This is a genomic window from Rathayibacter sp. VKM Ac-2929, assembly GCF_022815495.1.
Taxonomy (GTDB): domain Bacteria; phylum Actinomycetota; class Actinomycetes; order Actinomycetales; family Microbacteriaceae; genus Rathayibacter; species Rathayibacter festucae.
The window spans coordinates 65,768-87,568 of record NZ_JALGRV010000003.1 but is presented as its reverse complement, the minus strand read 5'-3'; the positions used below and the strand labels follow the sequence as shown (position 1 = coordinate 87,568).

Sequence of the window (21,801 nt, the reverse complement as noted above, 5' to 3'; positions counted from 1 at the left end):
GCACAAGTGGCATCTCGCGGCGGGGGATCAGCCGGCGATGACCGCGCGCGCCACGGACTCGGCTCGGGCCGCGTCGCCCGTGACGAGCACGCGCCACCACGTGTCGTCGGCCAGCACGTCGACCTCGCACGAGCCGCCGCCGCAGCCCGAGAGCGCGCGGTCGCCGAGGCCGTCGAGCGGAGTCAGGGTGACGGCGAGCCCCGTCGTCAGAGACAGATTGCGCCAGCCGTCCTCGCCGTTCGGGAGCACGTCGACGCTCAGACCCGCGTAGCTGCTGCTGGTCGCGTCGGTCCAGGTGCACGAGGCGTAGCCCGCGCGGGCGGCGGCCGCTCCGGAGGCGGTCGACGGCGCGACGCCCTCGGTCCCGCTCCCCGGGGTCGCGTCCACGAGCCCGGCCGTCGCGGCCAGCTGCTCGCCGGTCAGCACCTCGGCGCAGGCGGGTGCGGTCGCGGTCACCGGCTCGTCGAGCCGACCGCCGGCCGCCGCGGCGGTCGCCGTGGCGAGGGCCGCGAGGTCGGCGTCGGCCGGCGAGCCGGTCAGCGCGAGCGTCACCCAGGTCGAGCCGGTGAGCAGATCGACGGAGCAGATCTCGACCGAGCAGGCGCTGTAGGCCTCGACGTCGGTCGCGAGTCGCGTTCCCCCGGAGAGACCGGCCGCGGCGAACGCGTCCGCGGCGTCCTCGGCGGCCGAGGCGGTGATCGACGCCGTGCCGTCCTCCTCGTACCAGGCGCAGGTCAGCAGCCCGCCGTTCTCCTGCGCCGACTCGCGGATCAGCTCGGCCGAGGAGCGCACCGTCTCGTCCCGCGTGCCCTCGAGCGAGCCGGCCGCGACCCCGAGGGCGCTCGACGCGCGTGCGACCGGCAGCAGGGCGTCGCAGCCGAGCCGGGCGGCGGAGGAGCGGCTCGGGGTCGGCGACGCGGACGTGGAGGCAGGAGGAGTCGCAGAGGCCGTCGCGGACGCCGTCCCGCTCGCCTCCGGCTCGGCGGCCGTGCAGCCCGCGAGCAGGCCGGCCGCGACGAGCAGCGCCGCCCCGGTCCCGACGGCGCGCGCCCTCACGCGGCCAGCTCGCGCTCGATCGCCGCCGTGAACGCGTCGATGTCGTCCTCGCTCGTGTCGAACGAGCAGACCCAGCGCACCTCGCCGGTCGCCGGGTTCCAGTCGTAGAAGCGGTAGGCGGCGCGCAGCCGGTCCGCGACCCCCGCCGGCAGGGTCGCGAACACCGCGTTCGCCTGCGTCGGCTGGGTGAAGGCGAGTCCGGTGATCCGCCCGGCGGCCATGGCCTCGTCCAGCTGCGAGCGCAGCCGCGCCGCCATCGCGTTCGCGTGCCGGGCCGAGCGCAGCCAGAGCGGCTCCGCCTCGCCGTCCTCGCCGAGCATCGCGAGCAGCTGCGCCGAGAGGAAGCGCATCTTCGAGGACAGCTGCATGTTGGTCTTGCGGAGGAACGTCAGCCCGCTGGACGCCTCGGGGTCGAGCACGACGATCGCCTCGCCGAGCAGCATGCCGTTCTTGGTGCCGCCGAAGGACAGGACGTCGACTCCGGCGTCGCTGGTGAAGGCGCGCAGGGGCAGCCCGAGGGCCGCTCCGGCGTTCGCGATCCGCGCTCCGTCCATGTGGAGCCGCATCCCCCGTTCGTGGGCCTGGTCGGCCAGCGCGCGGACCTCCTCCGGCGTGTAGACCGTGCCGAGCTCGGTCGACTGCGTGATCGAGACGACCAGCGGCTGGGCGCGGTGCTCGTCGCCGAAGCCCCAGGCCTGCTCGTCCACGAGCGCGGGCGTGAGCTTGCCGTCGGGGCTCTCGACGGTGAGGATCTTGATCCCGCCGACCTTCTCGGGGGCCCCGCCCTCGTCCGAGTTGATGTGCGCGGTTCCGGCCGAGACGACCGCCCCCCAGCGGGGCAGCATCGACTGCAGACCGGTCACGTTCGCCCCGGTTCCGTTGAAGACGGGGAAGGCCTCGGCCTGCTCGCCGAACTCGCGGCGGAAGACGCGCTGCAGCTCCGCGGTGTAGACGTCCTCGCCGTAGGCGACCTGGTGGGCGCCGTTCGCCGCGGCGATCGCGGCGAGCACCTCCTCGTGCACGCCGGAGTAGTTGTCGGAGGCGAAGCCGCGGAGGTCGGGATCGTGCAGAGCGCTCATCCCCCCATCCTCGCAGCCCGCCGCGGATCGATCCTGGTGGCGGGCGCCGCCGCTCCCTGTGTTTCCGGCATGTGAACGGACCATCCCCTGAAAGCCGATTGCCGTCAAGAAGTTGGTATCGCGTGGGAGGCAGGCCACTCTTGTCCTATGCGCATGGACACTTCGGGGGCGGTCCGCGACATGCCCGCCCCTCCCGGGGTGGACGAGATCGCGGCACGCTTCGGCGACCCCGTCCTCGCGTTCGCCCCGCAGCCCCGCCTCGAGGAGTTCGCGGCGGCGCAGACCATGGCGCTCGGACGCTTCGTCGAGATCTCCCTCTCCTACTCGTTCTTCAAGAATCCGCGCAACCGCGCCGACCCGGTCAACCACGTCCCGCTCACCCCCGAGCAGAAGCGCGCGATCGAGCGCGCCGAGAACGACCACCTCCCGCCGTGGATGGTCGATCAGGTCACGCGGATGCGCTACCCCGTGCTGTGGGAGGCGGTGCGCACCTCCGTGCCGATCCCCGCCGAGCGCAGCCGCCCGCTCGAGTCGCGCCTCGCCGCGCACATGGGCGACGTGCTGAGGAACACCTTCCCCGGCCGCGTCCGCACCCGCCGCGGCGGCATGCCGGTCGTCGCCGCCGCCCTGCGCGACGAGGACGTCGTGCGCGGCGTCCCGGTCGTCGTCGACGGCGAGGCGCTGCGCGGCTACCGCGTCGACACCGACCCCGACGTGGTCGCCATCGGCGCCCGGGTCGACGGCCGCTACATGACCGTCGTGCTCGACAGGAAGATCGTCCCCGACATCCGCATGGAGTTCGTCCGTCGAATCCCGCCACGTCCGGCTCCGGCCCAGCCTCGGCGCTGACGCCCGAACGGGCACGAGCGCCCGGTGACGGGCGCGATCGGGCCGGCGCGCGGACCGGAACGGTCAGGACCGCCCCGGCACCGCGATCCCGTGCTCGTAGGCGAAGACGACGGCCTGGATGCGGTCGCGGACGCGCAGCTTCATCAGGATCTTGGACACGTGGGTCTTCACGGTGGCCTCGCCGACGTAGAGCTCGGCGGCGATCTCGGCGTTGGACGAGCCGCGGGCCAGGTGCACGAGCACCTCGCGCTCGCGGTCGGTGAGCTCCTCGATGCCGGGGTGGACCTCGGCGCGGGCCGGCGCCGTCGCGAAGCGCTCGAGCACGCGGCGCGTCACGTCGGGTGCGAGCATCGCGTCGCCGCGGGCCACGACCTGCACGGCCTCGACCAGCTCCTCCGGCGACGCGTTCTTCAGCAGGAAGCCGCTCGCGCCGGAGGACAGCGCCTCGAAGAGGTAGTCGTCGCGGTCGAAGGTGGTCAGGATGAGGACGCTGGAGCACAGCCGCGGATCCTTGACGATCTCGCGGGTAGCGGCCAGGCCGTCCATCCCGGGCATCTGCACGTCCATGCAGATGACGTCCGGGCACAGGTCGGAGGCCCGCTCGATCGCCTCGATCCCGGTGCGGGCCTCGCCGACGACGACGATCCCGGGCTCGGACTCGAGGATGGTGCGGAAGCCGGCGCGGACGAGCTCCTGGTCGTCGACCAGCAGCACCCGGACATCGGCCGTCATGCGCGCCCCCCGCTCGCTCGCTCCCGGCGCCCCCACGACACCTCGGACGACGCTACCGGCTCTCCGGACCCCGCGCGGACGCTCGTCAGAGGGACGCGGGCACGCACCAGGTAGCCGGAGCCGCTCGGGCCGGTCTCGACCGTGCCGCCGACGACCGCGGCGCGCTCGCTCATGCCGGTGTGCCCGAGCCCGCAGGACGTCGCGGCGACGGGATGCGCGCCCTCGCCGCCGTCGTCGGAGACCTCGAGCTCGACCGCGTCGTCGAGGTAGCGCAGCCGCACCTCGGCGGTGGCGCCGCGGCCGGCGTGCTTGCGCACATTGGTGAGCGACTCCTGCGCGATCCGGTAGAGGCTGAGACCGACCGTCGCCGGGATGTCCCGGGGTTCGCCGACGGTGAGGAACACGGCGGGCAGACCGGAGCCGGCCGCGGCGAGGACGAGCTCCTCGAGCTGCGCGACCCCCCTGGTCGAGGCGGCGTCGGTGAGCGGGTCGAGGGCCGTGTCCTCAGCGCGGAGGGCGATCAGGATGCGGTGCAGCTCCTCGATCGCCGAGCGCGCATCGCTCTCGATCGCGCTGAGCGCCGTGGCCGCCCGCTCCGGATCGCGCGCGAGCACCCGCCGAGCAGCGCCCGCCTGCACGCCCATCACGCTGACGTGGTGGGCGACGACGTCGTGCAGCTCGCGGGCGATGCGCAGCCGCTCGGACGACACCGCCTGGCGCGAGGAGCGCTCCCGCTCGTCGTCGAGCTCGGCGGTGCGCGCCTCGAGCGCCTCGAGCCGCCGCGCCGACTGCCAGGACGCGTCGCCGAAGACGTAGGCGCTGCCGAAGTAGAGCAGGTTCGCGACGACGGCCAGCGCCGACTCCGCGACGTAGGGCGGGAGCAGCCCGGCCGACTCCTCCGCCGGGAGCGGGCTGCTCACGGGGGCGCCGGTGGCGAGGGTGACGATCAGCCAGCCCAGCATGCCGACGGCGATGACCGTGCGCACGACGAGCGCCAGGCGCCGGTCGCGGCTCCACGCGCCGACCGTGTAGAGGGCGAGGTAGAGGCAGATCTGGTTGAACAGCGACTCCGGCACCTGGAGGATCAGCCCGAGCGCGTAGACAGCGGTGAGCGCGACCGCCACGGTCGACGGGAAGCGCCTGCGGAGGGCGAGCGGGAGGGTCATCGCGAGCGCCCAGAGCGTGCTCACGGCGGGGTGCGCGGCGTCCGTGAAGCCCGCCGAGGCGTAGAGGGCGACGGAGACGAGGGTCGCCACCAGCAGGACGCCGGCGGCGACGGCGTCGCGGACGTAGGCGGAACGGGTCGGCGCTCGCCGAGTCCAGCCCGCATCGAAGGGGTCGGCAGCGACGGCGCCAGGAGGCATGCGCCCCACGCTAACCGACGACGGTCGGGCAGGCTGCCGCCTGAGTCGCCGCATGACGCTCCATTCGAATCGGTCGTGCACGTCCCCATGCTGGTCGAGTAGCCGCCGGAGGCGGCGTATCGAGACCCGGCGTGCTGGGGACGGTGGATCTCGATACGCCCGCTGCGCGGGCTACTCGATCAGCAGGGGCGGGGCCGCTGCGTGGGCTGCTCGATCGGCAGGGGCGGGGCCGCTGCGCGGGCCACTCGATCAGCAGGGGCGGGGCCGCTGTGCGGGCTACTCGATCGGCATGATGGTGCCCGCTGCGCGGCCCGCCCGCGCGGTCAGTCGCGCCCGGTGATGCCCGCGGTCGACGCGATCACGTCGCCCATCTTCTTGCCGAGGGCCTCGTAGAACATCGAGAGCGGGAACTCGTCGTCCAGCACCGCGTCGGTCAGCCCGCGCGGAGCGCCGAGGAGCACCTCGTCCGGCAGCCCGCGCGCCCAGGCGGAGGCGGGGTGCGGCGTCACGGTCGCCGCGACCAGCGCGTAGGCGGCGAGCCAGTGCGCGGTCTTCGGCCGGTCGATCGAGCGCCAGTAGAGCTCGTCGATGGCGTCCGAGAGCGCGACGACGACGTCCGCGACGCTGTCCCACTCGAAGGCGAGCCGGGTGTCGGTCCAGTGCAGCACGCCGTGCTGGTGCAGCCAGGCGAAGAGCAGCTGGCCGCCGAGCCCGTCGTAGTTGCGCACCCGCGAGCCGGTCAGCGGGAAGCGGAACAGCCGGTCGAAGAGGATGGCGTACTGGACCGTGCGCGCCCGCGCCGCGAGCGCCTCCTCCTCGCCGTCGCGGTGCTCCTGGCCGGCCAGGCGCCGCTCGATCGCGACGGACTCGCGGAAGGCGGTCAGATCGCAGCGCAGCTCCTCGAGGGAGTAGAGGAAGAACGGCATCCGCTGCTTGATCATGAACGGGTCGAACGGCAGGTCGCCGCGCATGTGAGTGCGGTCGTGGATGAGGTCCCACATCACGAAGGCCTCCTCCGCGGTGTGCTGGTCCTCGAGCATCCGGCGGGCGTCCTCCGGCAGCTCGAGCCGCGTGATCTCCGCGGCGGCGGAGACGACGCGGCGGAAGCGCGCGGCCTCGCGGTCGGCGAAGATCGCGCCCCAGGTGAAGGCGGGGACGGCGCGCATCGCGACGGTCTCGGGGAAGAGCACGGCGCTGTCGGTGTCGTAGCCGGCGGTGAAGTCGACGAAGCGCACGGGCACGAACAGCGCGTTCGAGTAGTCCCCCGCCTCGAGCTCGGCGACGAAGCGCGGCCAGACGACCTCGACGAGCACCGCCTCGACGTGGCGGTCGCGGCTGCCGTTCTGCGTGAGCATCGGGAAGACGACCAGGTGGCGCAGTCCGTCGATCCGGTCGAGCTGCGGCTGGAACGCCTGCAGCGAGTCGAGGAAGTCCGGGACGCCGAGGCCCTCGGCGCTCCAGCGCTCGAAGTCGACGACGAGCGCCTCGAGGTAGGCGGCGTCGTGCGGGAAGGCGGGCGCGAGGGTGCGGATCGCGTCGACGAGGCGGTCGATCTCGGCGCGGGCGTCGTCCAGGCGGTCCGGGTCGGCCAGCGAGCCGTCCTGCGCCTGAAGCGGCTGCAGTGCGGTGGCCGCGGCCTTGAGGCGGAGCCAGGCGCCGGAGGTCTCGATGCGGTCCTCGACGACCTCGGGTTCTCCGACGACGGTGCTCTGCACGAATTGCGACATGGTGATCCTCCTCACGCTCGTATAACCGGGTGGTTCGGGCCGGATCCGGCCCATCCCCGAGCGTATGGGCCGCGGCGCGCGCTTTTCTTGCGTGGGCCCGGAGCGAATCCGCGAGGTCGGCGATCACGGCGCACGACTCCGCCGAAACGGCCCTCTCTGCGCGGATCGACGGGGGAATCGGCGCACGATATCAGGCCGCGACCAGCCTTTTCGCAGGTAGCACCCCCCGTCCGGGGCTAGATTCGCAAGGTTCCTGCCAAGGCTCCTCCAAGGGGTCGAAGATAGGGCGGACATCTCGGCTGCACACACCCGGCGGCCATCCGATCGACCTGCGACTCCGAACACCTGGCGGAGCGGCAGGGCGTCGGTCCACCTTCAAGAGGAAGGATCGGATCGCGTGACGGGACCCGAACCCGGAAGCGACCACAGAACAGTCAGCATCGATCAGCACTCCGAGACCCTCCGCCTCCTGCCCTGGCCGCAGGCGGACGTCACCGCACTCCGCAGCGATCTCGCGGAGTCCGGAGAGCGTCTCGAGACGGAAGACGAGTTCCTCGACCGGCACGACCGCTACCTGCGCGGTTGGGCCGAGGGGAGCGGATTCTTCTACGCGATCGAGCTCGACGGGCACTGCGTCGGCTCCATCGGCTATTGGTACGGCCACTCGCGTGGCGCGCTCGCCTACGAGACGGGCTGGAGCATCGCTCCCGCTGCCCGTGATCGCGGCGTCGTGGCGCGCTCGGTGCGCCTGCTCCTCGAGGAGGCCGCGGCGTTCCCACTGCCGCGCTTCGTGCACGCGTACGTCCCCGCGGACGACGCCGAGGACAGCGCGATCTGCGTCGAGGCCGGCTTCGACCGCGTCGACGTCGTGGAGGCCGGCGACCCGCCCGTCCTCTACGCCGACTGGGCGTTCGACCTCGCCGACGTCGCGTAGTCTCGGCCCACCATGCTGATCGAGTAGCCCGCACAGCGGGTGTATCGAGATCCACCCTCCTGCAGGGCGTGGGGTCTCGATACGCGCTGCGCGCTACTCGACCAGCATGATGGCGCGCTGTCGCGCCCGTTCCCTGCGCGCTCCGCGACCACATTGCGCGCTGGCGCGCCCGTTCCCTGCGCGCTGCGCAACCAGCAGGTGTGCGGGGATGTTTACGCTTCTCCGCCGCAGTGGGCCCGTCCATGCTGATCGAGTAGCCCGCGCAGCGGGCGTATCGAGATCCACCAGCGTCGGACGTCGAGTCTGCAGAGCCGGCGTGCTGAAGTCGGTGGGTCTCCATACGCCCCTGCGGGGCTGCTCGACCAGCATGAGTGTGCGCCGTCGTGGGCGCGTCCGCCGTCGCGGCTCGTGTCAGAGGCCGTGGGTCGCCAGCCAGGGGCGGAGGACCGCGAGGAACTCGTCGGGCCGCTCGACGCTGGGGAGGTGGGCCGCGTCATCGAAGACTTTGGCGTCGGCGCCCGGCACGGTCGCCGAGAGGAAGGCGTGCACGGGGAGCGACTCGGAGACGTCGTGCGCGCCGACCATCGCCAGCGTGGGCACGGCGATGTCGACGACGCGGTCGTAGGCGGGCGGCTCGATCGCGGTCGGCCGCGGCTTCTCGCCCTCGTGGCCGGCGCGGCCGCGGGCGAGTTCGCGCACGGTCTCGACGAACGCGGGATCGAGCGAGGCGGGGTCGCGGTCGGGGCCGAACGCCCACAGCTCCGCCTCCATCCGCGCGACGCGCTCGTGGTCGCCAGCGGTCAGCACCGCGTCGATCTCGTCGAAGCGGCGGTCCTCCTCCTCGGTGAGGTCCGGGTAGGGGAAGCCGCCGACGCCGGGGGCGATCAGTACCAGGCCGGTGACGCGGTCGGGGTGCTCGAGCGTCAGGTCGAGGACGAGCGAGCCGCCGCGGGAGCAGCCGATCACCGTCGCGCGCTCGACGCCGAGGTGCTCGAGCACGTCGAGGGCGTCCTGCCGCGGGTCGAACTCGACGTCGTCCGTCCGGGTCTCGCCGAAGCCGCGGGTGTCGTAGCGGATGACCAGGTGGTCCTCCGCGAGCGCGGGGACGACCGGGTCCCACATCCGCAGATCGGTGATGCCCGCGTGCACGAGCAGGAGGGCGGGGGCGGAGGCGGGGCCGTCCGCCTCCCAGTGCAGGGTCGCTCCGGGGACCTCGAGATGCGGCATGCGCCCACCGTAGGCCCGGCCTCGCGACGGGGCAACGGGCGGCGCCTCCTAGGCTGGACGCGGTGCGCCGACCCGCGCCGACGATCCCAGCCCGCGAGCCGCCCGGCTCCGCCGACGAGACGGAGGACGCCGTGGAGGGAGTGCTCACCGGGTTCGCGATCATCGGGACGGTCATCGCGGTCGGCTACCTGATCGCCCGGTTCGGCCTGGTGCCGCCCGAGGGTCGCGCCGTCCTCACCCGCATCGCCTTCTTCGTCACGACGCCGGCGCTGCTGTTCACGGTGCTCGCCCGCGCCGACGTGACGGTGCTGTTCTCCTCCTTCCTCCTGGTGTCGCTGATCACGGTCGCGATCGTGGCGGTCCTCTATCTGGTCGCGTCGCGGCTGTTCTTCCGCCGGCCCGTGCCGGAGACGGTGATCGGCACCGCTGCCTCCTCCTACGTGAACGCCAACAACATCGGCCTGCCGGTCGCGATCTACGTGCTCGGCGATCCGCAGTGGGTCGCGCCGACGCTGCTCCTCCAGCTGCTGCTGCTCGCGCCGACGATCCTCACCGTGCTCGACGTCTCGACGAGCGGGCGCGCCTCCGTCACGGGCATCCTCACTCAGCCGCTGCGGAACCCGATGATCATCGCCTCGGCGCTCGGCCTGGTCGTCTCCGTCACCGGGGTGCAGCTGCCGGCACCGCTGCTCGAGCCGTTCTCGATCATCGGCAACGCGTCGATCCCGCTCGTGCTGATGGCGTTCGGGATGTCGCTGCGCGGGCAGCGGCCGCTGGAGCCGGGGCCCGGGCGGATCGAGGTCGCCGTCGCCTCGCTGCTCAAGACGCTGGTGATGCCCGCGACCGCCTATCTGCTCGGCCGCTTCGCCTTCGCGCTCGACGCGGAGCACCTCTTCGCGGTGACCGTGACGGCGGCGCTGCCGACCGCGCAGAACATCTTCAACTTCGCCTCCCGCTACGACCGCGGCGTCGCCGTGGCGCGCGACACGGCCCTGGTGACCACCGTCACGGCGGTGCCCGTGCTCATCGCCGTGTCCCTCCTCCTGGGTTGACGACGGCGCGGATCGACCGCCGTGCGCGGGCGGGCGTCGCTTAGGCTCTCTCGAATGAGCACCACGACGACCTCCTCTCGCCGCGCCTCCGGCACCCCTCGCCGCAGCAGACGGGGCCTCTGGATCACCCTGACCGTCCTGCTGGTCCTCGTGATCGGCGCGGTCGTCGCCGCCTTCCTCGCGGTGCAGACCTACGAGAAGGCGATGACGGTGCGCGCCAAGCTCACCTCCGCCATCCCGCTGGTCTCCCAGGTCGCCGACCAGCTCACCGGCTTCGACACGGCGGGAGCGGAGTCGACCGCCGGCCAGATCGCCACCCTCACCGGCGAGGCGCGCGACGAGACCGACGACCCGGTGTGGCGGGTGATGGAGATCGTGCCGTTCCTCGGCCCGAACCTCTCCGCCGTGCGCGCCGCGACCGAGATCGCCGACGACGTCTCGGGCAAGATCGTCACCCCGCTCTCCTCCACCTCGCTCGACGTCCTCAAGCCGGTCGACGGCAAGGTCGACATCGCCGCGATCACCGCCCTCTCCGACAAGATCACCGTCGCCAAGGGCGTCGTCGACGAGGCGCAGGCCCGCGTCGAGGGGATCGACCGGGGCGCGCTCGTGCCGCAGGTCGCGTCCGCGCTCGACGCGTTCGCCCCGCAGCTCGAGACGGCGACCAGTGCGATGGACCAGGTCCAGCCGATCACCGCGATCCTCTCCGACGCCCTGGGCGCCAGCGGACCGCGCAGCTACCTCGTGCTCTTCCAGAACCTCGCCGAGGCGCAGGCCCTGGGCGGCGGCGCCTCCTCGGTGATGCAGCTGAACGTGGACGGCGGCGCGATCACGGTGGGGACGCAGCAGTCGAGCCAGGACTTCCGCGGGCTGCAGCCGGTCACGGTCGACCAGAGCGCGCTCGACACCTTCGGCGGCAACCTCGCGACCACGTTCAACGTGTCGACCAGCCGCCCCGACTTCCCGACCGCGTCCTCGATCGCGACGCAGTTCTGGGCGCAGAAGTTCCCGGAGCAGAAGATCGACGGCGTGCTCGCGATCGACCCGATGGCGCTGCAGTACCTGCTCGCCTCCACCGGCCCGGTGACGCTCACCGACGGCACCGAGCTGACCAGCGAGAACACGGTCTCGACGCTGCTCAACAAGGTGTACTTCCGCTACTCGGACGCCACGGTCGCCGACGCGACCGACGCGTTCTTCTCGGAGGCCAGCGCCACCGTCCTCGGCAAGATCCTCGGCGGCGACATGGAGCCGTCGAAGATGCTCCCGGCCGTGGTGAAGGCCGTCGGCGAGAGCCGGATCCTCGCCTACAGCACCGATCCGGAGGAGCAGGCTCTGCTGGCGCCGACCCCGATCGCGGGCGTCCTGCCGACGGACAACGACGACACCTCGACCACGGGCGTGTTCTTCCAGGACGCGTCGGTCGGCTCGAAGATGGACTACTACCTCGACACCGCGGTGACCCAGTCGAGCACGAACCGCTGCGCCGCCGGCGGCACCAGCTTCTCGACGCAGGTGACGCTGACCAACACCATCACCGAGAAGGTCGCGCGCACGCTGCCCAAGTACGTGGCGGCGAACGGCGGGAACCGCTTCCCGCTCGGCGACTTCGTCACCAACGTCTACGTCTACGGCCCTCCCGGCACGACGACCTCGCAGGCGCAGGCGTCCTGGTCCGACCCGCTCGGTGAGGCGGCCCGGATCTTCGACCCGACCGACGACCTCGGCCGGCCGGTCGCGCGCGTCTCGGTGCAGCTCGCTCCCGGCGAGTCCACGACGGTGACGATCGGCTTCACCGCCGCGGACCCCGCCGCGACCTTCGGCGAGCAGGCCGTCCGGGTCACCCCGATGATCAACAAGACCGAGGTGACGCTCGCCGACGACCCGACCTGCGCCGGCTGAGAGCGGGGCGGCCGGTGGACGGCCGCTCCGCTCAGGCCAGCGCGGAGCCGGGGATCGAGCTGGTGACGAGCCAGGACGCGAGGAACGCGGTGCCGACGCAGAGCACGAAGGCGACGATCGGGATCCAGAACACCCGGCGGCCGACGAGGTAGCGGATGATCGTCACGCCCACGGCGATCAGCGTCAGGATCGGCGGGCCGATCAGGGCGAGCGAGACGCCCCAGTCGATCCGGTCGTAGTCGCAGGCGATGTTCTGCCCCTCGCACTGGCCGGGGAAGACGGCGAGGATCGCGGCGAGGTAGCCGAGCACCACGCAGAGCAGCCCGAGCGCGAGGCAGCCGAGGATCGAGAGCACCAGGTCCCAGCGGCGGCGCAGCGGCTTCCCGGCGGCGAAGGTCTCGCGGACGGAGCGGTAGGCGTCGGCGCGGAGCTCGTCGTGCGCGCGGGCCACGGCGGGGCGGCTCGCGGCGGCGCGCTGGGCGGTGGAGGAGCGCTGTGTCGTGGAGGGGCGCTGGGCGCTCGAGGGCTGCTCGGCGCGGGCGCGCTTCTTCTTCGAGGACGCCACGGTCAGAAGATCATCGGGCGGTCGTCGTCGAGCGAGGTGTCGAGGTCGAGATCGACCACCACGGGGACGTGGTCGCTCGGGGCGTCGCCCTTGCGCTCGTTCCGGTGGATGGAGGCGCCGGTCACCAGGTCGCCGAAGGCGCGCGAGCCGAGCACGAAGTCGATCCGCAGGCCCTCGTTGCGCGGGAAGCGCAGCTGCTTGTAGTCCCAGTAGGTGTAGCCCTCGGGGACGAGCGGGCGCACGACGTCGTGCAGGCCGGCGGCGGTGAAGGCCTCGAAGGCCGCGCGCTCCTCGGGGGAGACGTGGGTGGAGCCGGGGCCGAGCGTCGGGTCGCCGACGTCGCTGTCGAGCGGGGCGACGTTCCAGTCGCCGACCAGCGCGAGCGGCAGGTCGGGCTCGGCCGCGAGCCAGGCGCGGGTACTCGCCTCGAGGGCCGCGAACCACTCGAGCTTGTAGTGCCAGTGCGGGTCGCCGACCGCGCGGCCGTTGGGGACGTAGAGGCTCCAGACCCGCACGCCGTCGACGGTCGCGCCGATCGCGCGCGCTTCGAGCGGGAAGGAGCCGTCCGCCGCGGGCTCCTTGGCGAAGCCGGGCATCCCGGGGAACCCGACCTGGACTTCCTCCATCGGCAGGCGGGAGGCGATGCCGACGCCGTTCCACTGGCTGAGGCCGACCATCTCGACGTGGTAGCCCGCCTGGGCGAAGGCCTCGTGCGGGAACTGCTCGGGCTTGCACTTGAGCTCCTGCATGGCGAGCACGTCGACGTCCTCGCGCACGAGCCAGTCGACGACGCGGCCGGTGCGGGCCCGGATGGAGTTCACGTTCCAGGTGGCGATGCGCATTCCGGAAGTCTAGGAGCCGCCGCCGACAGCTTCCCCGCACGGGGGCCGGGCGCGCGCGGTCTCCTCCTGCCGACCGATTGCGGAACCGGTGTCGGTGGTCGATGGTTGTCTTGCGCCGTCCCTGAAGCGGCCGCTCCTCCGCGCCGCTCGGCCCGAGCCCCGAAGCTCCGACCGTCCCCGTGCTCGGCCGATCCGCCTCTCGTTGATCCGGCCGCCCTCTCCCGCCCCGCCCCGACCGGAGGACCCATGATCCTGCTCCGTCTCGCGTCCTCGTACGCGAAGCCCTACTCCCGGTCGATCGCGGCGGTCGTGGTGCTCCAGCTGATCGCGACCCTCGCGGCGCTCTACCTGCCGAGCCTCAACGCCGAGATCATCGACCAGGGCATCGGCCAGGGGGACACCGACTTCATCTGGGCCACCGGCATGACGATGCTCATGGTCTGCCTGGTCCAGGTCGCCGCGGCGATCGGCGGCGTCTACTTCGGTGCGCGCACCGCGATGGCCGTCGGCCGCGACCTGCGCCGCGACGTCTACCGCCGGGTCGACTCGCTGAGCGGGCTCGAGGTCGGCCGCTTCGGCACCGCCACCCTGATCACCCGCGGCACGAACGACGTGCAGCAGGTGCAGATGCTCGTGCTGATGACGCTCAACTTCATGGTCTCGACGCCGATCATGTGCATCGGCGGGATCGTCTTCGCCCTGCGCGAGGACGCCGGGCTCTCCTGGCTGGTCTGGGTCTCGGTGCCCGTGCTCTTCGTCGTCGTCGGCGTGCTGGTCTTCCTGCTGCTGCCGCTGTTCCGCCTGATGCAGGACCGCATCGACGGGATCAACGGGGTGCTGCGCGAGCAGATCACCGGCATCCGCGTGGTCCGCGCCTTCGTCCGCGAGCCCTTCGAGTCGGAGCGCTACCGCCGCTCGAACGAGGCGATCACCGAGGTGTCGATCAAGGTCGGCAACATCTTCGTGCTGATGTTCCCGGCGATCATGATGATCCTGCACCTCGCCACGGCCGCCGTGCTCTGGTTCGGCGGGCACCGGGTCGACGCGGGTCAGATGCAGATCGGCTCGCTGACCGCGTTCCTCCAGTACCTGCTGCAGATCCTCACCGCCGTGATGATGGGCGTCTTCATGGTGATGATGATCCCGCGCGCCGTGGTCTGCTCCGAGCGCATCCAGGAGGTCCTCGACACCCGGACCAGCCTCACCACGCCGACCGGCGGCGTCGAGGCGCCGACCGGCGGCCGCGTCGAGTTCTCCGGCGTGGTCTTCGGCTACCCGGGCGCCGAGCGCCCCGTGCTCTCGCAGCTCGATCTCGTCGCCGAGCCGGGCCGGACGACGGCCATCGTCGGCTCGACCGGTGCGGGCAAGACGACGCTGCTCGGCCTCGTGCCGCGGCTGTTCGACCCGCAGGAGGGCTCGGTCGCCATCGACGGCGTGCCCGTCTCCTCGCTCGACCGCGCGCAGCTCGCGAAGGTCGTCGGGCTCGTCCCGCAGCGGCCCTACCTCTTCTCGGGCACCATCGCCTCCAACCTCCGCTTCGGCCGGCCCGACGCGACCGACGCGGAGCTCTGGGAGGCGCTGCGCATCGCCCAGGGCGAGGACTTCGTCCGGGCGAAGGAGCGCGGGCTCGACGAGCCGGTCTCGCAGGGCGGCACCAACGTCTCCGGCGGGCAGCGGCAGCGGCTCTGCATCGCGCGGGCGCTCGTCGCGAAGCCGCGCGTCTACCTCTTCGACGACTCGTTCTCGGCACTCGACGTCGCGACCGACGCGCGCCTGCGCGAGTCCCTCGCCGAGGCGACCACCGACGCGACCGTGATCATCGTCGCCCAGCGCGTGTCGACGATCCGGAACGCCGACCAGATCGTCGTGCTCGACGCGGGCCGCATCGTCGGCCGCGGCACGCACGACGAGCTCCTCGAGACGAACGCGACCTACCGCGAGATCGTCGAATCCCAGCTGAGCGTGGAAGGGGTGGCCTGAGATGGCACGCGCACGCGACACCGAGGCCCAGACGGCGCCGGTCGCCGAGTCCTCCGAGCTCGAGCCCGAGTTCGAGCCCGGCGAGGGCGACGGCGGCATGTTCGGCGACGGCCCGCCCGCCCGGAAGGCGCAGAACTTCTGGCCCTCCGCCAAGCGGCTGTTCAGCCTGCTCGGCCCCGAGCGCGCCCGGATGATCCTGGTCGTCGCGCTCGTGTCCGCGTCGGTCGTCCTCACCGTCATCGCGCCGAAGATCCTCGGCCAGGCGATGGACACCATCTTCAACGGCGTCATCGGCTCGCAGCTGCCGGCCGGCGTCCCGCTCGAGCAGATCATCGAGCAGCAGCGGGCCGAGGGCAACGGCACCTTCGCCGACATGCTCTCCAAGACCGCGATCGTGCCCGGCGAGGGCATCGACTTCACCGTCCTCGGGCGCCTGATCATCATCGTGCTGCTGATGTACGTCGTCGCGTCGGTGCTGATGTGGGCCCAGGGCTACATCCTCAACGGCCTCGTGATGAGGGTCGTCTTCGGCCTGCGCCAGGACATCGAGGCGAAGATCAACCGCCTCCCGCTGCGCTACTTCGACACCCGGCAGCGCGGCGACGTGATGTCGCGGGTGACCAACGACGTGGACAACATCCAGACGGCGCTGCAGCAGGCGTTCTCGCAGCTCGTGCAGTCGGTGCTCACCATCATCGGGATCGCCGTGATGATGTTCATCGTCTCCTGGCAGCTCGCGCTGATCGCGCTGGTCTCGATCCCGCTGTCCGCCGTGATCGCCGGCGTCATCGGCGCCCGCTCGCAGAAGCTCTTCGCCGCGCAGTGGAAGAACACCGGCGCGCTGAACGGCCACATCGAGGAGACCTTCTCCGGCCTCGAGATCGTCCGCACCTTCGGCCGCGACCGCGAGATGCTCGAGGAGTTCGACCGCCGGAACGACGCGCTCTACTCGGCCTCGTTCGGCGCCCAGTTCGTCTCGGGCATGATCATGCCGGCGATGACCTTCGTGTCCTACCTCTCCTACGTGCTGATCGCCGTCGTCGGCGGGCTCCGGGTCGCCTCGGGTCAGCTGACCCTCGGCGACGCGACCGCGTTCATCCAGTACTCGCGCGAGTTCACCCAGCCGGTGACCCAGCTCGCGAGCATGGCGAACATGCTGCAGTCGGGCGTCGCCTCGGCCGAGCGCACCTTCGAGCTGCTCGACGCCGACGAGCAGGAGCCGGAGACCGCGGTCGACTCGCTGCCCGAGCGCACCGACGGCCACGTCGAGTTCCAGGACGTCTCCTTCTCCTACGACCCGGAGCAGCCGCTGATCGAGGGACTGACCTTCTCGGCCCAGCCGGGCCAGACGGTCGCGATCGTCGGTCCGACCGGCGCCGGCAAGACCACGCTGGTCAACCTGGTGATGCGCTTCTACGAGCTCACGGGCGGGCGGATCCTGCTCGACGGCGTCGACATCACCCGGATCGGCCGCGGCGACCTGCGCTCGCGGGTCGGCATGGTGCTCCAGGACGCCTGGCTGTTCCAGGGCACGATCCGCGAGAACATCCGCTACGGCCGCCTCGACGCGACCGACGAGGAGATCGTCGACGCCGCCCGGGCGACGATGGTCGACCGCTTCGTGCAGCAGCTCCCCGACGGCTACGACACGGTGCTCGACGCCGAGGGCGGCAGCGTCTCGGCCGGTGAGCGCCAGCTGATCACGATCGCCCGCGCGTTCCTCGCCAACCCGTCGCTGCTCATCCTCGACGAGGCGACCTCCTCGGTCGACACCCGCACCGAGCTGCTCGTCCAGCACGCGATGGCGGCGCTGCGCACCGACCGCACCTCGTTCGTCATCGCGCACCGCCTCTCCACGATCCGGGACGCCGACACGATCCTGGTGATGGAGGCCGGCCGCATCGTCGAGCAGGGCGCTCACGAGGCGCTGCTCCAGCGCCGCGGCGCGTACTACGACCTCTACATGACCCAGTTCCGCGGGGGAGCCGAGGAGGGACAGGGCGAGAAGGCCGGTGCGACGCGCGCGGGCGGGGCCGAGTCCGCGCCGTAGGCGTGCCCCGTAGAGTAGGCGCGTGACCGACGCACGCCAGCAGCTCATCGAGTACATCGGCTCCGACGCCGTCTTCCACGGGGACTTCACCCTGACGAGCGGCAAGAAGGCGAGCTACTACGTCGACCTGCGGCGCGTCAGCCTGGACCACCGGGTCGCCCCGCTCATCGGCGACGTCATGCTCGACCTCATCGCCCCGATCGAGCGGGTCGACGCCGTCGGCGGTCTGACGATGGGCGCCGACCCGATCGCGTCCGCGATCCTGCACCGCGGCGTCCTCCGCGGACTCGAGTACGACGCCTTCGTCGTGCGCAAGGCACCCAAGGACCACGGCCGCGGCCGCCAGGTCGAGGGCCCGGACCTCGCCGGCAAGCGCGTCGTCGTCGTCGAGGACACCTCCACCACCGGCGGCTCCCCGCTCGCTGCGATCGAGGCCCTGCTGAAGGTCGGCGCCGAGATCGCCGGAGTCGCCGTCGTCGTCGACCGCGCGACCGGGGCCCGCGAGATCATCGAGGGCGCCGGCTACCCCTACTTCGCCGCGATCGGGCTGGCCGACCTCGGGCTGAGCTGATGGTGGACGACGACGGCCGCGAGCGCGGCGACCAGCCTGACGGCGGGCGCGACGAGCAGCCCGAGCCCGAGCGCCGCGCCGGCGGCAGCGAGTGGCTCCTCGAGCAGCTGAGCGGCGGCCGCCTGAAGAGCATCTTCGACGCCCCGCGCAGCCCTGCGCCCGAGGCCGCACCCGAGCCTGCGCCCGCGACCGAGGCGGCGCCCGCCAAGGAGGAGCAGCCCACGGAGACGCAGGACCCGACCGAGGCCGGGCAGCCCGCGGAGACGCGAAACTCCACCGAGGTGGAGCAGCCTGCCGAGGTGGGGCGCGCCATCGACGCTGAGCGGTCCGTCGCGGGCGAGCAGTCCGTCGTCGAGCAGTCGGTCGTCGAGCAGTCGGCGGACGTCGAGCGCCGCGCCGGGTCCGAACCGGCCGTCAGCATCGAGCAGGCCGACGGGACCGAGCGGGCCGATGAGGCCGAGCAGGCCGGCCCGATCGAGCAGGCCGGTGAGACCGAGCAGGACGGCCCGTTCGAGCGCCCCGTCGCTGCCGAGCAGTCCGTCGAGGACGAGCGCCCCGTCGAGGACGAGCGCCCCGTCGAGGACGAGCGCCCCGTCGCTGCCGAGCGTCCCGTCGATTCCGAGCAGCGCGTCGATTCCGAGCAGCGCTTCGATTCCGAGCAGCGGGTCGATCCCGAGCAGCAGGCCGACGTCGAGCAGCCGGTCGATGCCGTGCGGCCCGTCGAGCCCGAGCCCGGCTCCGCTCCTGAGACCGTCGTCCAGCCGGACCCCGCCCCCGCACCGCCGACCACGGACGCGGCGCCCGCGGAGGACGACGCGCAGACGCCCGTGGAGCCCGCGTCCGATCCGGAGGCCGACGCCGCCTCCGCGCGCCGCGACATCTGGGCCGCCTTCACCGCTCCCCGGTCGAGGCCCGCAGCGGACGACTCGACCACCGCGGAGTCCGCTCCCGAGCGACCGGTCACGCCCTCGCCGCGCTTCCCGCTCGGCCCGGTGCTCCCGCAGTCGCCGGCCGCCCCGGGCCCCGTCGCGGCTCCCGCGCCGGAGTCGCCCGTCGCGCAGGCCGAGCCCGCGCCCGCCGCGCCCGTCCTGCCCGCGGCACCGCCGGTCGACGATCTGCCGACCGCGCCCCCGGCGCTCCGCGAGCGAGGGCGCCGCTCCGAGGCGCGCCGCGACCGACCCGAGGGTGCGACCGAGCCCGAGCCGCGCGAGCCCGCGGCGCCCAGCGTGTACCAGTGGCCCGACCCCCGCGGCGGCTGGGACGAGCCGCCGGTGTGGGAGGACGTCGTCGCCCCGCGCGACGAGCCCGAGGACGACGGCGGCGACGAGGAGCTCTGGCGCGAGACCGCCGGCGCCTACGCCTGGAACCTCGAGCCGGACGACGACGGCACCGCCTCCGGCGAGCCGACCGGCGAGGCGACCACCGATGCGGAGGGGACGTCCGGCGAGGACGAGTCCGCCGCCCCGGCCGTCGCGCCGTTCAGCACTCCCGCTCGCGCGCACGTCAACGCCGCCAAGCGCTCGACCCGCAAGCCCCGCGCCGAGAAGCCCCGCGCCGAGAAGCCCGCGAAGTCACCGGCCCCCGCTCCCGTCCCCTCCGTCACGAGCGTCGGCGCGCCCGGCCCCGACCGCGCCCGAAGCCGGCGGCGCCTGCTGATCGGCCTGATCGCCGTCGGCGTCGTGCTCCTGCTCGGCGCGATCCTCGCCATCGGGATCGCCGTCGGCTCGAACGGCGACCAGGAGGCCGCGCCGGCCCCGGCCGCGACGACCGCCGCTCCGTCCGAGCCGAGTGCGACGCCCACCGCCGCCCTGCCCACCGTCGGCCCGCTGCCGGCCGGCAGCTACGCCTGGACGGCGCTGCTGGGCGGGGAGTGCCTCCAGCCGTTCGACACGGTCTGGGCCGAGCAGTTCACGGTCGTCGACTGCGCCACCGCCCACACCGGCGAGATGGTCGCGACCGGTGAGCTGACCGACGCGACCTTCCCGGGCCAGGACGCGCTGGCCGTCTCGGTCTCCTCGCTCTGCCAGGCGCAGGGCGTCGTCGACATCGCGGGTGCCGAGGCGTACGGCGACGTGCAGGTGTCCGCCTCCTACCCCGTGACCCAGGAGCAGTGGGACGCCGGCGAGCGCAGCTACTACTGCTTCGTCGACCGCGCCGGCGGCGGCGACATGCTCGGCTCGGTCGACGGCACCCCGTCGGCCTAGGCCGGGCGGCGCGACACGTGGACGAGGCCGGGCCCTCCGCCTCCCCCGAGGCGACGACGAACGGCGTGGGGCCGTGGGTCGGTCCGCGACCCGACGACGACCGCCTCGATCCCGAGCTGCTCGAGCGCGGTGATTCCCGCAACGTGATCGACCGCTTCCGCTATTGGCGGATGGACGCGATCGTCGCCGAGCTCGACGCGTCGCGGCACCCCTTCCACGTCGCCATCGAGAACTGGCAGCACGACATGAACATCGGCTCGATCGTGCGCAGCGCCAATGCGTTCGGCGCCGAGAGCGTGCACATCGTCGGGCGCCGGCGCTGGAACAAGCGCGGCGCGATGGTCACCGACCGCTACCAGCACGTGCAGCACCACGAGACCGTCGCCGACCTCGCCCGCTGGGCCGAGGCGGAGGACGTCCCGCTGCTCGCGATCGACAACGTGCCCGGCTGCGTGCCGATCGAGACGTTCGCGCTGCCGGAGCGCTGCGTGCTGCTGTTCGGGCAGGAGGGGCCGGGCCTCTCGGAGGAGGCGATCGCCGCCTCCGTCGCCGTGCTCGAGATCTCGCAGTTCGGCTCGACCCGCTCGATCAACGCCTCGGCCGCCGCCGCCGTGGCGATGCACGCCTGGATCCTCCAGCACGTCCGCTTCTGAGCAGCCGGGCGCCCCCTTCCCCCTCCCACTCTCCAAGAGTTGCGGTACTCGCGCTCGACTACCGCGACTTCGGAGGAGTCGGAGTGGGCGACTACCGCAGCTTCTGGAGTGTCGGCAGGTCGGGGGTGAGGAGCGGCGGGCCGGGGCGGCGGTCAGAGGATCTGGTCGTCCGGCGGGAACTCGGTCTCGTACGGGTCGGTCGAGAGCAGCTCGTGCACGCCGGTCAGCACCTCGTCGGGGCGGAACGGGTAGCGGTCCATCTCGGCGCGGTCGCTGATGCCGGTGAGGACGAGGACGGTGTGCAGGCCGGCCTCGATGCCGGCGACGATGTCGGTGTCCATCCGGTCGCCGATCATGCCGGTGTTCTCGCTGTGCGCGCCGATCTTGTTCATCGCCGAGCGGAACATCATCGGGTTCGGCTTGCCGACCACGTACGGGTCCTTGCCGGTGGCCTTCGTGATCAGGGCGGCGATCGCGCCCGTCGCGGGCATGACGCCCTCGGCGCTCGGGCCGGTCGCGTCGGGGTTGGTCACGATGAAGCGGGCGCCCCCGACGATCAGGCGGATCGCCTTCGTGATCGCCTCGAAGCTGTAGTTGCGGGTCTCGCCGACGACGACGTAGTCCGGCGCGGTCTCGGTCATGATGAAGCCCGCCTCGTGCAGGGCCGTGGTGATGCCGGCCTCGCCGATCACGAAGGCGCTGCCACCCGGCATCTGCGAGGCGCAGAAGTCGGCGGTCGCGAGGGCGCTCGTCCAGATCCGCTCCTCGGGCACGTGCAGCCCCGACGCCCGCAACCGCGCCGCGAGATCGCGCGGGGTGAAGATCGAGTTGTTCGTGAGCACCAGGAACGGGGTGCCCGCGTCCGTCCACTCCTGGATGAGCTCGGGCGCGCCGGGGAGCGCCTGGTTCTCGTGCACCAGCACGCCGTCCATGTCCGTGAGCCAGGCCTCGACCTCGCTGCGCTTCGTCGCCATGGGGTCGATGCTATCGGCGCAGCCCGGACGGGGGAGTCGA

At 72.5% G+C, this 21,801-nt stretch carries 18 protein-coding genes; 9 read left to right on the top strand and 9 right to left on the bottom strand.

What is annotated here, in order from left to right; genetic code table 11:
- Positions 1–27: 27 nt before the first annotated feature.
- The gene (locus MT355_RS09540; protein ID WP_243599353.1) at positions 28–1,056 is read right to left on the bottom strand and encodes a hypothetical protein; all 1,029 of its coding nucleotides are present in this window, start codon (positions 1,054–1,056) and stop codon (positions 28–30) included.
- Positions 1,053–2,135: a low specificity L-threonine aldolase gene (locus tag MT355_RS09535; protein ID WP_243599352.1), complete on the bottom strand. Its 1,083-nt coding sequence runs from the start codon at positions 2,133–2,135 to the stop codon at positions 1,053–1,055. The genes MT355_RS09540 and MT355_RS09535 overlap by 4 nt, the downstream gene beginning before the upstream one ends.
- A 153-nt stretch (positions 2,136–2,288) precedes the next feature.
- On the opposite strand from MT355_RS09535, the gene MT355_RS09530 reads away from it, so the two are divergent.
- On the top strand, positions 2,289–2,984 hold the full coding sequence (locus MT355_RS09530) for a hypothetical protein (protein WP_127887847.1): 696 nt from the start codon (positions 2,289–2,291) through the stop codon (positions 2,982–2,984).
- Positions 2,985–3,047: 63 nt separating this feature from the next.
- Here the strand turns inward: MT355_RS09530 and MT355_RS09525 are convergent, their stop codons facing one another.
- The 3 genes from MT355_RS09525 to MT355_RS09515 all read right to left on the bottom strand — a co-directional run bounded on the left by MT355_RS09525 (position 3,048) and on the right by MT355_RS09515 (position 6,807).
- On the bottom strand, positions 3,048–3,716 hold the full coding sequence (locus MT355_RS09525) for a response regulator transcription factor (protein WP_123706238.1): 669 nt from the start codon (positions 3,714–3,716) through the stop codon (positions 3,048–3,050).
- Positions 3,713–5,080, bottom strand: coding sequence for a sensor histidine kinase (locus MT355_RS09520; protein ID WP_243599351.1), 1,368 nt, complete (start codon positions 5,078–5,080; stop codon positions 3,713–3,715). The genes MT355_RS09525 and MT355_RS09520 overlap by 4 nt, the downstream gene beginning before the upstream one ends.
- A gap of 323 nt (positions 5,081–5,403) precedes the next feature.
- Complete coding sequence (locus MT355_RS09515) at positions 5,404–6,807, bottom strand: DUF6421 family protein (protein ID WP_243599350.1); 1,404 nt, start codon at positions 6,805–6,807, stop codon at positions 5,404–5,406.
- 397 nt (positions 6,808–7,204) lie between these two features.
- Between MT355_RS09515 and MT355_RS09510 the strand changes: the two genes are divergently transcribed.
- Positions 7,205–7,741: a GNAT family N-acetyltransferase gene (locus MT355_RS09510; RefSeq protein ID WP_159421751.1), complete on the top strand. Its 537-nt coding sequence runs from the start codon at positions 7,205–7,207 to the stop codon at positions 7,739–7,741.
- Positions 7,742–8,152: 411 nt separating this feature from the next.
- Here MT355_RS09510 and MT355_RS09505 read toward each other — a convergent pair whose 3' ends face one another.
- Complete coding sequence (locus MT355_RS09505) at positions 8,153–8,968, bottom strand: alpha/beta fold hydrolase (RefSeq protein ID WP_243599349.1); 816 nt, start codon at positions 8,966–8,968, stop codon at positions 8,153–8,155.
- Between the two features lie 131 nt (positions 8,969–9,099).
- Here MT355_RS09505 and MT355_RS09500 point away from each other — a divergent pair, with 131 nt between their 5' ends.
- Together MT355_RS09500 and MT355_RS09495 are read left to right on the top strand one after the other, a co-directional pair.
- Positions 9,100–10,020, top strand: coding sequence for an AEC family transporter (locus MT355_RS09500; protein WP_123736312.1), 921 nt, complete (start codon positions 9,100–9,102; stop codon positions 10,018–10,020).
- 54 nt (positions 10,021–10,074) lie between these two features.
- Positions 10,075–11,922, top strand: a complete 1,848-nt coding sequence (locus MT355_RS09495) for a DUF4012 domain-containing protein (protein ID WP_243599348.1) — start codon at positions 10,075–10,077, stop codon at positions 11,920–11,922.
- A gap of 31 nt (positions 11,923–11,953) precedes the next feature.
- On the opposite strand, the gene MT355_RS09490 is transcribed toward MT355_RS09495, so the two are convergent.
- Together MT355_RS09490 and MT355_RS09485 are read right to left on the bottom strand one after the other, a co-directional pair.
- A complete protein-coding gene (locus MT355_RS09490) occupies positions 11,954–12,487 on the bottom strand; it encodes a DUF6264 family protein (protein ID WP_243599347.1) in 534 nt (177 codons plus the stop codon).
- Between the two features lie 2 nt (positions 12,488–12,489).
- Positions 12,490–13,329 (bottom strand): exodeoxyribonuclease III, encoded by an 840-nt coding sequence (locus MT355_RS09485; protein ID WP_243599346.1) that lies wholly within the window; start codon positions 13,327–13,329, stop codon positions 12,490–12,492.
- A 246-nt stretch (positions 13,330–13,575) separates the two neighbouring features.
- Between MT355_RS09485 and MT355_RS09480 the strand changes: the two genes are divergently transcribed.
- The 5 genes from MT355_RS09480 to MT355_RS09460 are packed head-to-tail and all read left to right on the top strand — an operon-like array spanning position 13,576 to position 20,787.
- Entirely contained in the window at positions 13,576–15,309 is a 1,734-nt protein-coding gene (locus MT355_RS09480) for an ABC transporter ATP-binding protein (protein ID WP_243599345.1), read from the top strand.
- A 1-nt stretch (position 15,310) separates the two neighbouring features.
- Positions 15,311–17,359, top strand: coding sequence for an ABC transporter ATP-binding protein (locus MT355_RS09475; RefSeq protein WP_279392292.1), 2,049 nt, complete (start codon positions 15,311–15,313; stop codon positions 17,357–17,359).
- Between the two features lie 22 nt (positions 17,360–17,381).
- Positions 17,382–17,930 carry an orotate phosphoribosyltransferase gene (gene pyrE / locus MT355_RS09470; RefSeq protein WP_123447133.1) on the top strand — a complete coding sequence of 183 codons (549 nt, stop codon included), beginning with the start codon at positions 17,382–17,384 and terminating at the stop codon, positions 17,928–17,930.
- Positions 17,930–20,134, top strand: coding sequence for a septum formation family protein (locus MT355_RS09465; RefSeq protein WP_243599344.1), 2,205 nt, complete (start codon positions 17,930–17,932; stop codon positions 20,132–20,134). The genes pyrE and MT355_RS09465 overlap by 1 nt, the downstream gene beginning before the upstream one ends.
- Positions 20,135–20,151: 17 nt before the next feature.
- Entirely contained in the window at positions 20,152–20,787 is a 636-nt protein-coding gene (locus tag MT355_RS09460; protein WP_123736245.1) for a TrmH family RNA methyltransferase, read from the top strand.
- Positions 20,788–20,939: 152 nt separating this feature from the next.
- On the opposite strand, the gene MT355_RS09455 is transcribed toward MT355_RS09460, so the two are convergent.
- The gene (locus MT355_RS09455) at positions 20,940–21,761 is read right to left on the bottom strand and encodes an HAD-IIA family hydrolase (RefSeq protein ID WP_123447131.1); all 822 of its coding nucleotides are present in this window, start codon (positions 21,759–21,761) and stop codon (positions 20,940–20,942) included.
- Between the last annotated feature and the right edge of the window lie 40 nt (positions 21,762–21,801).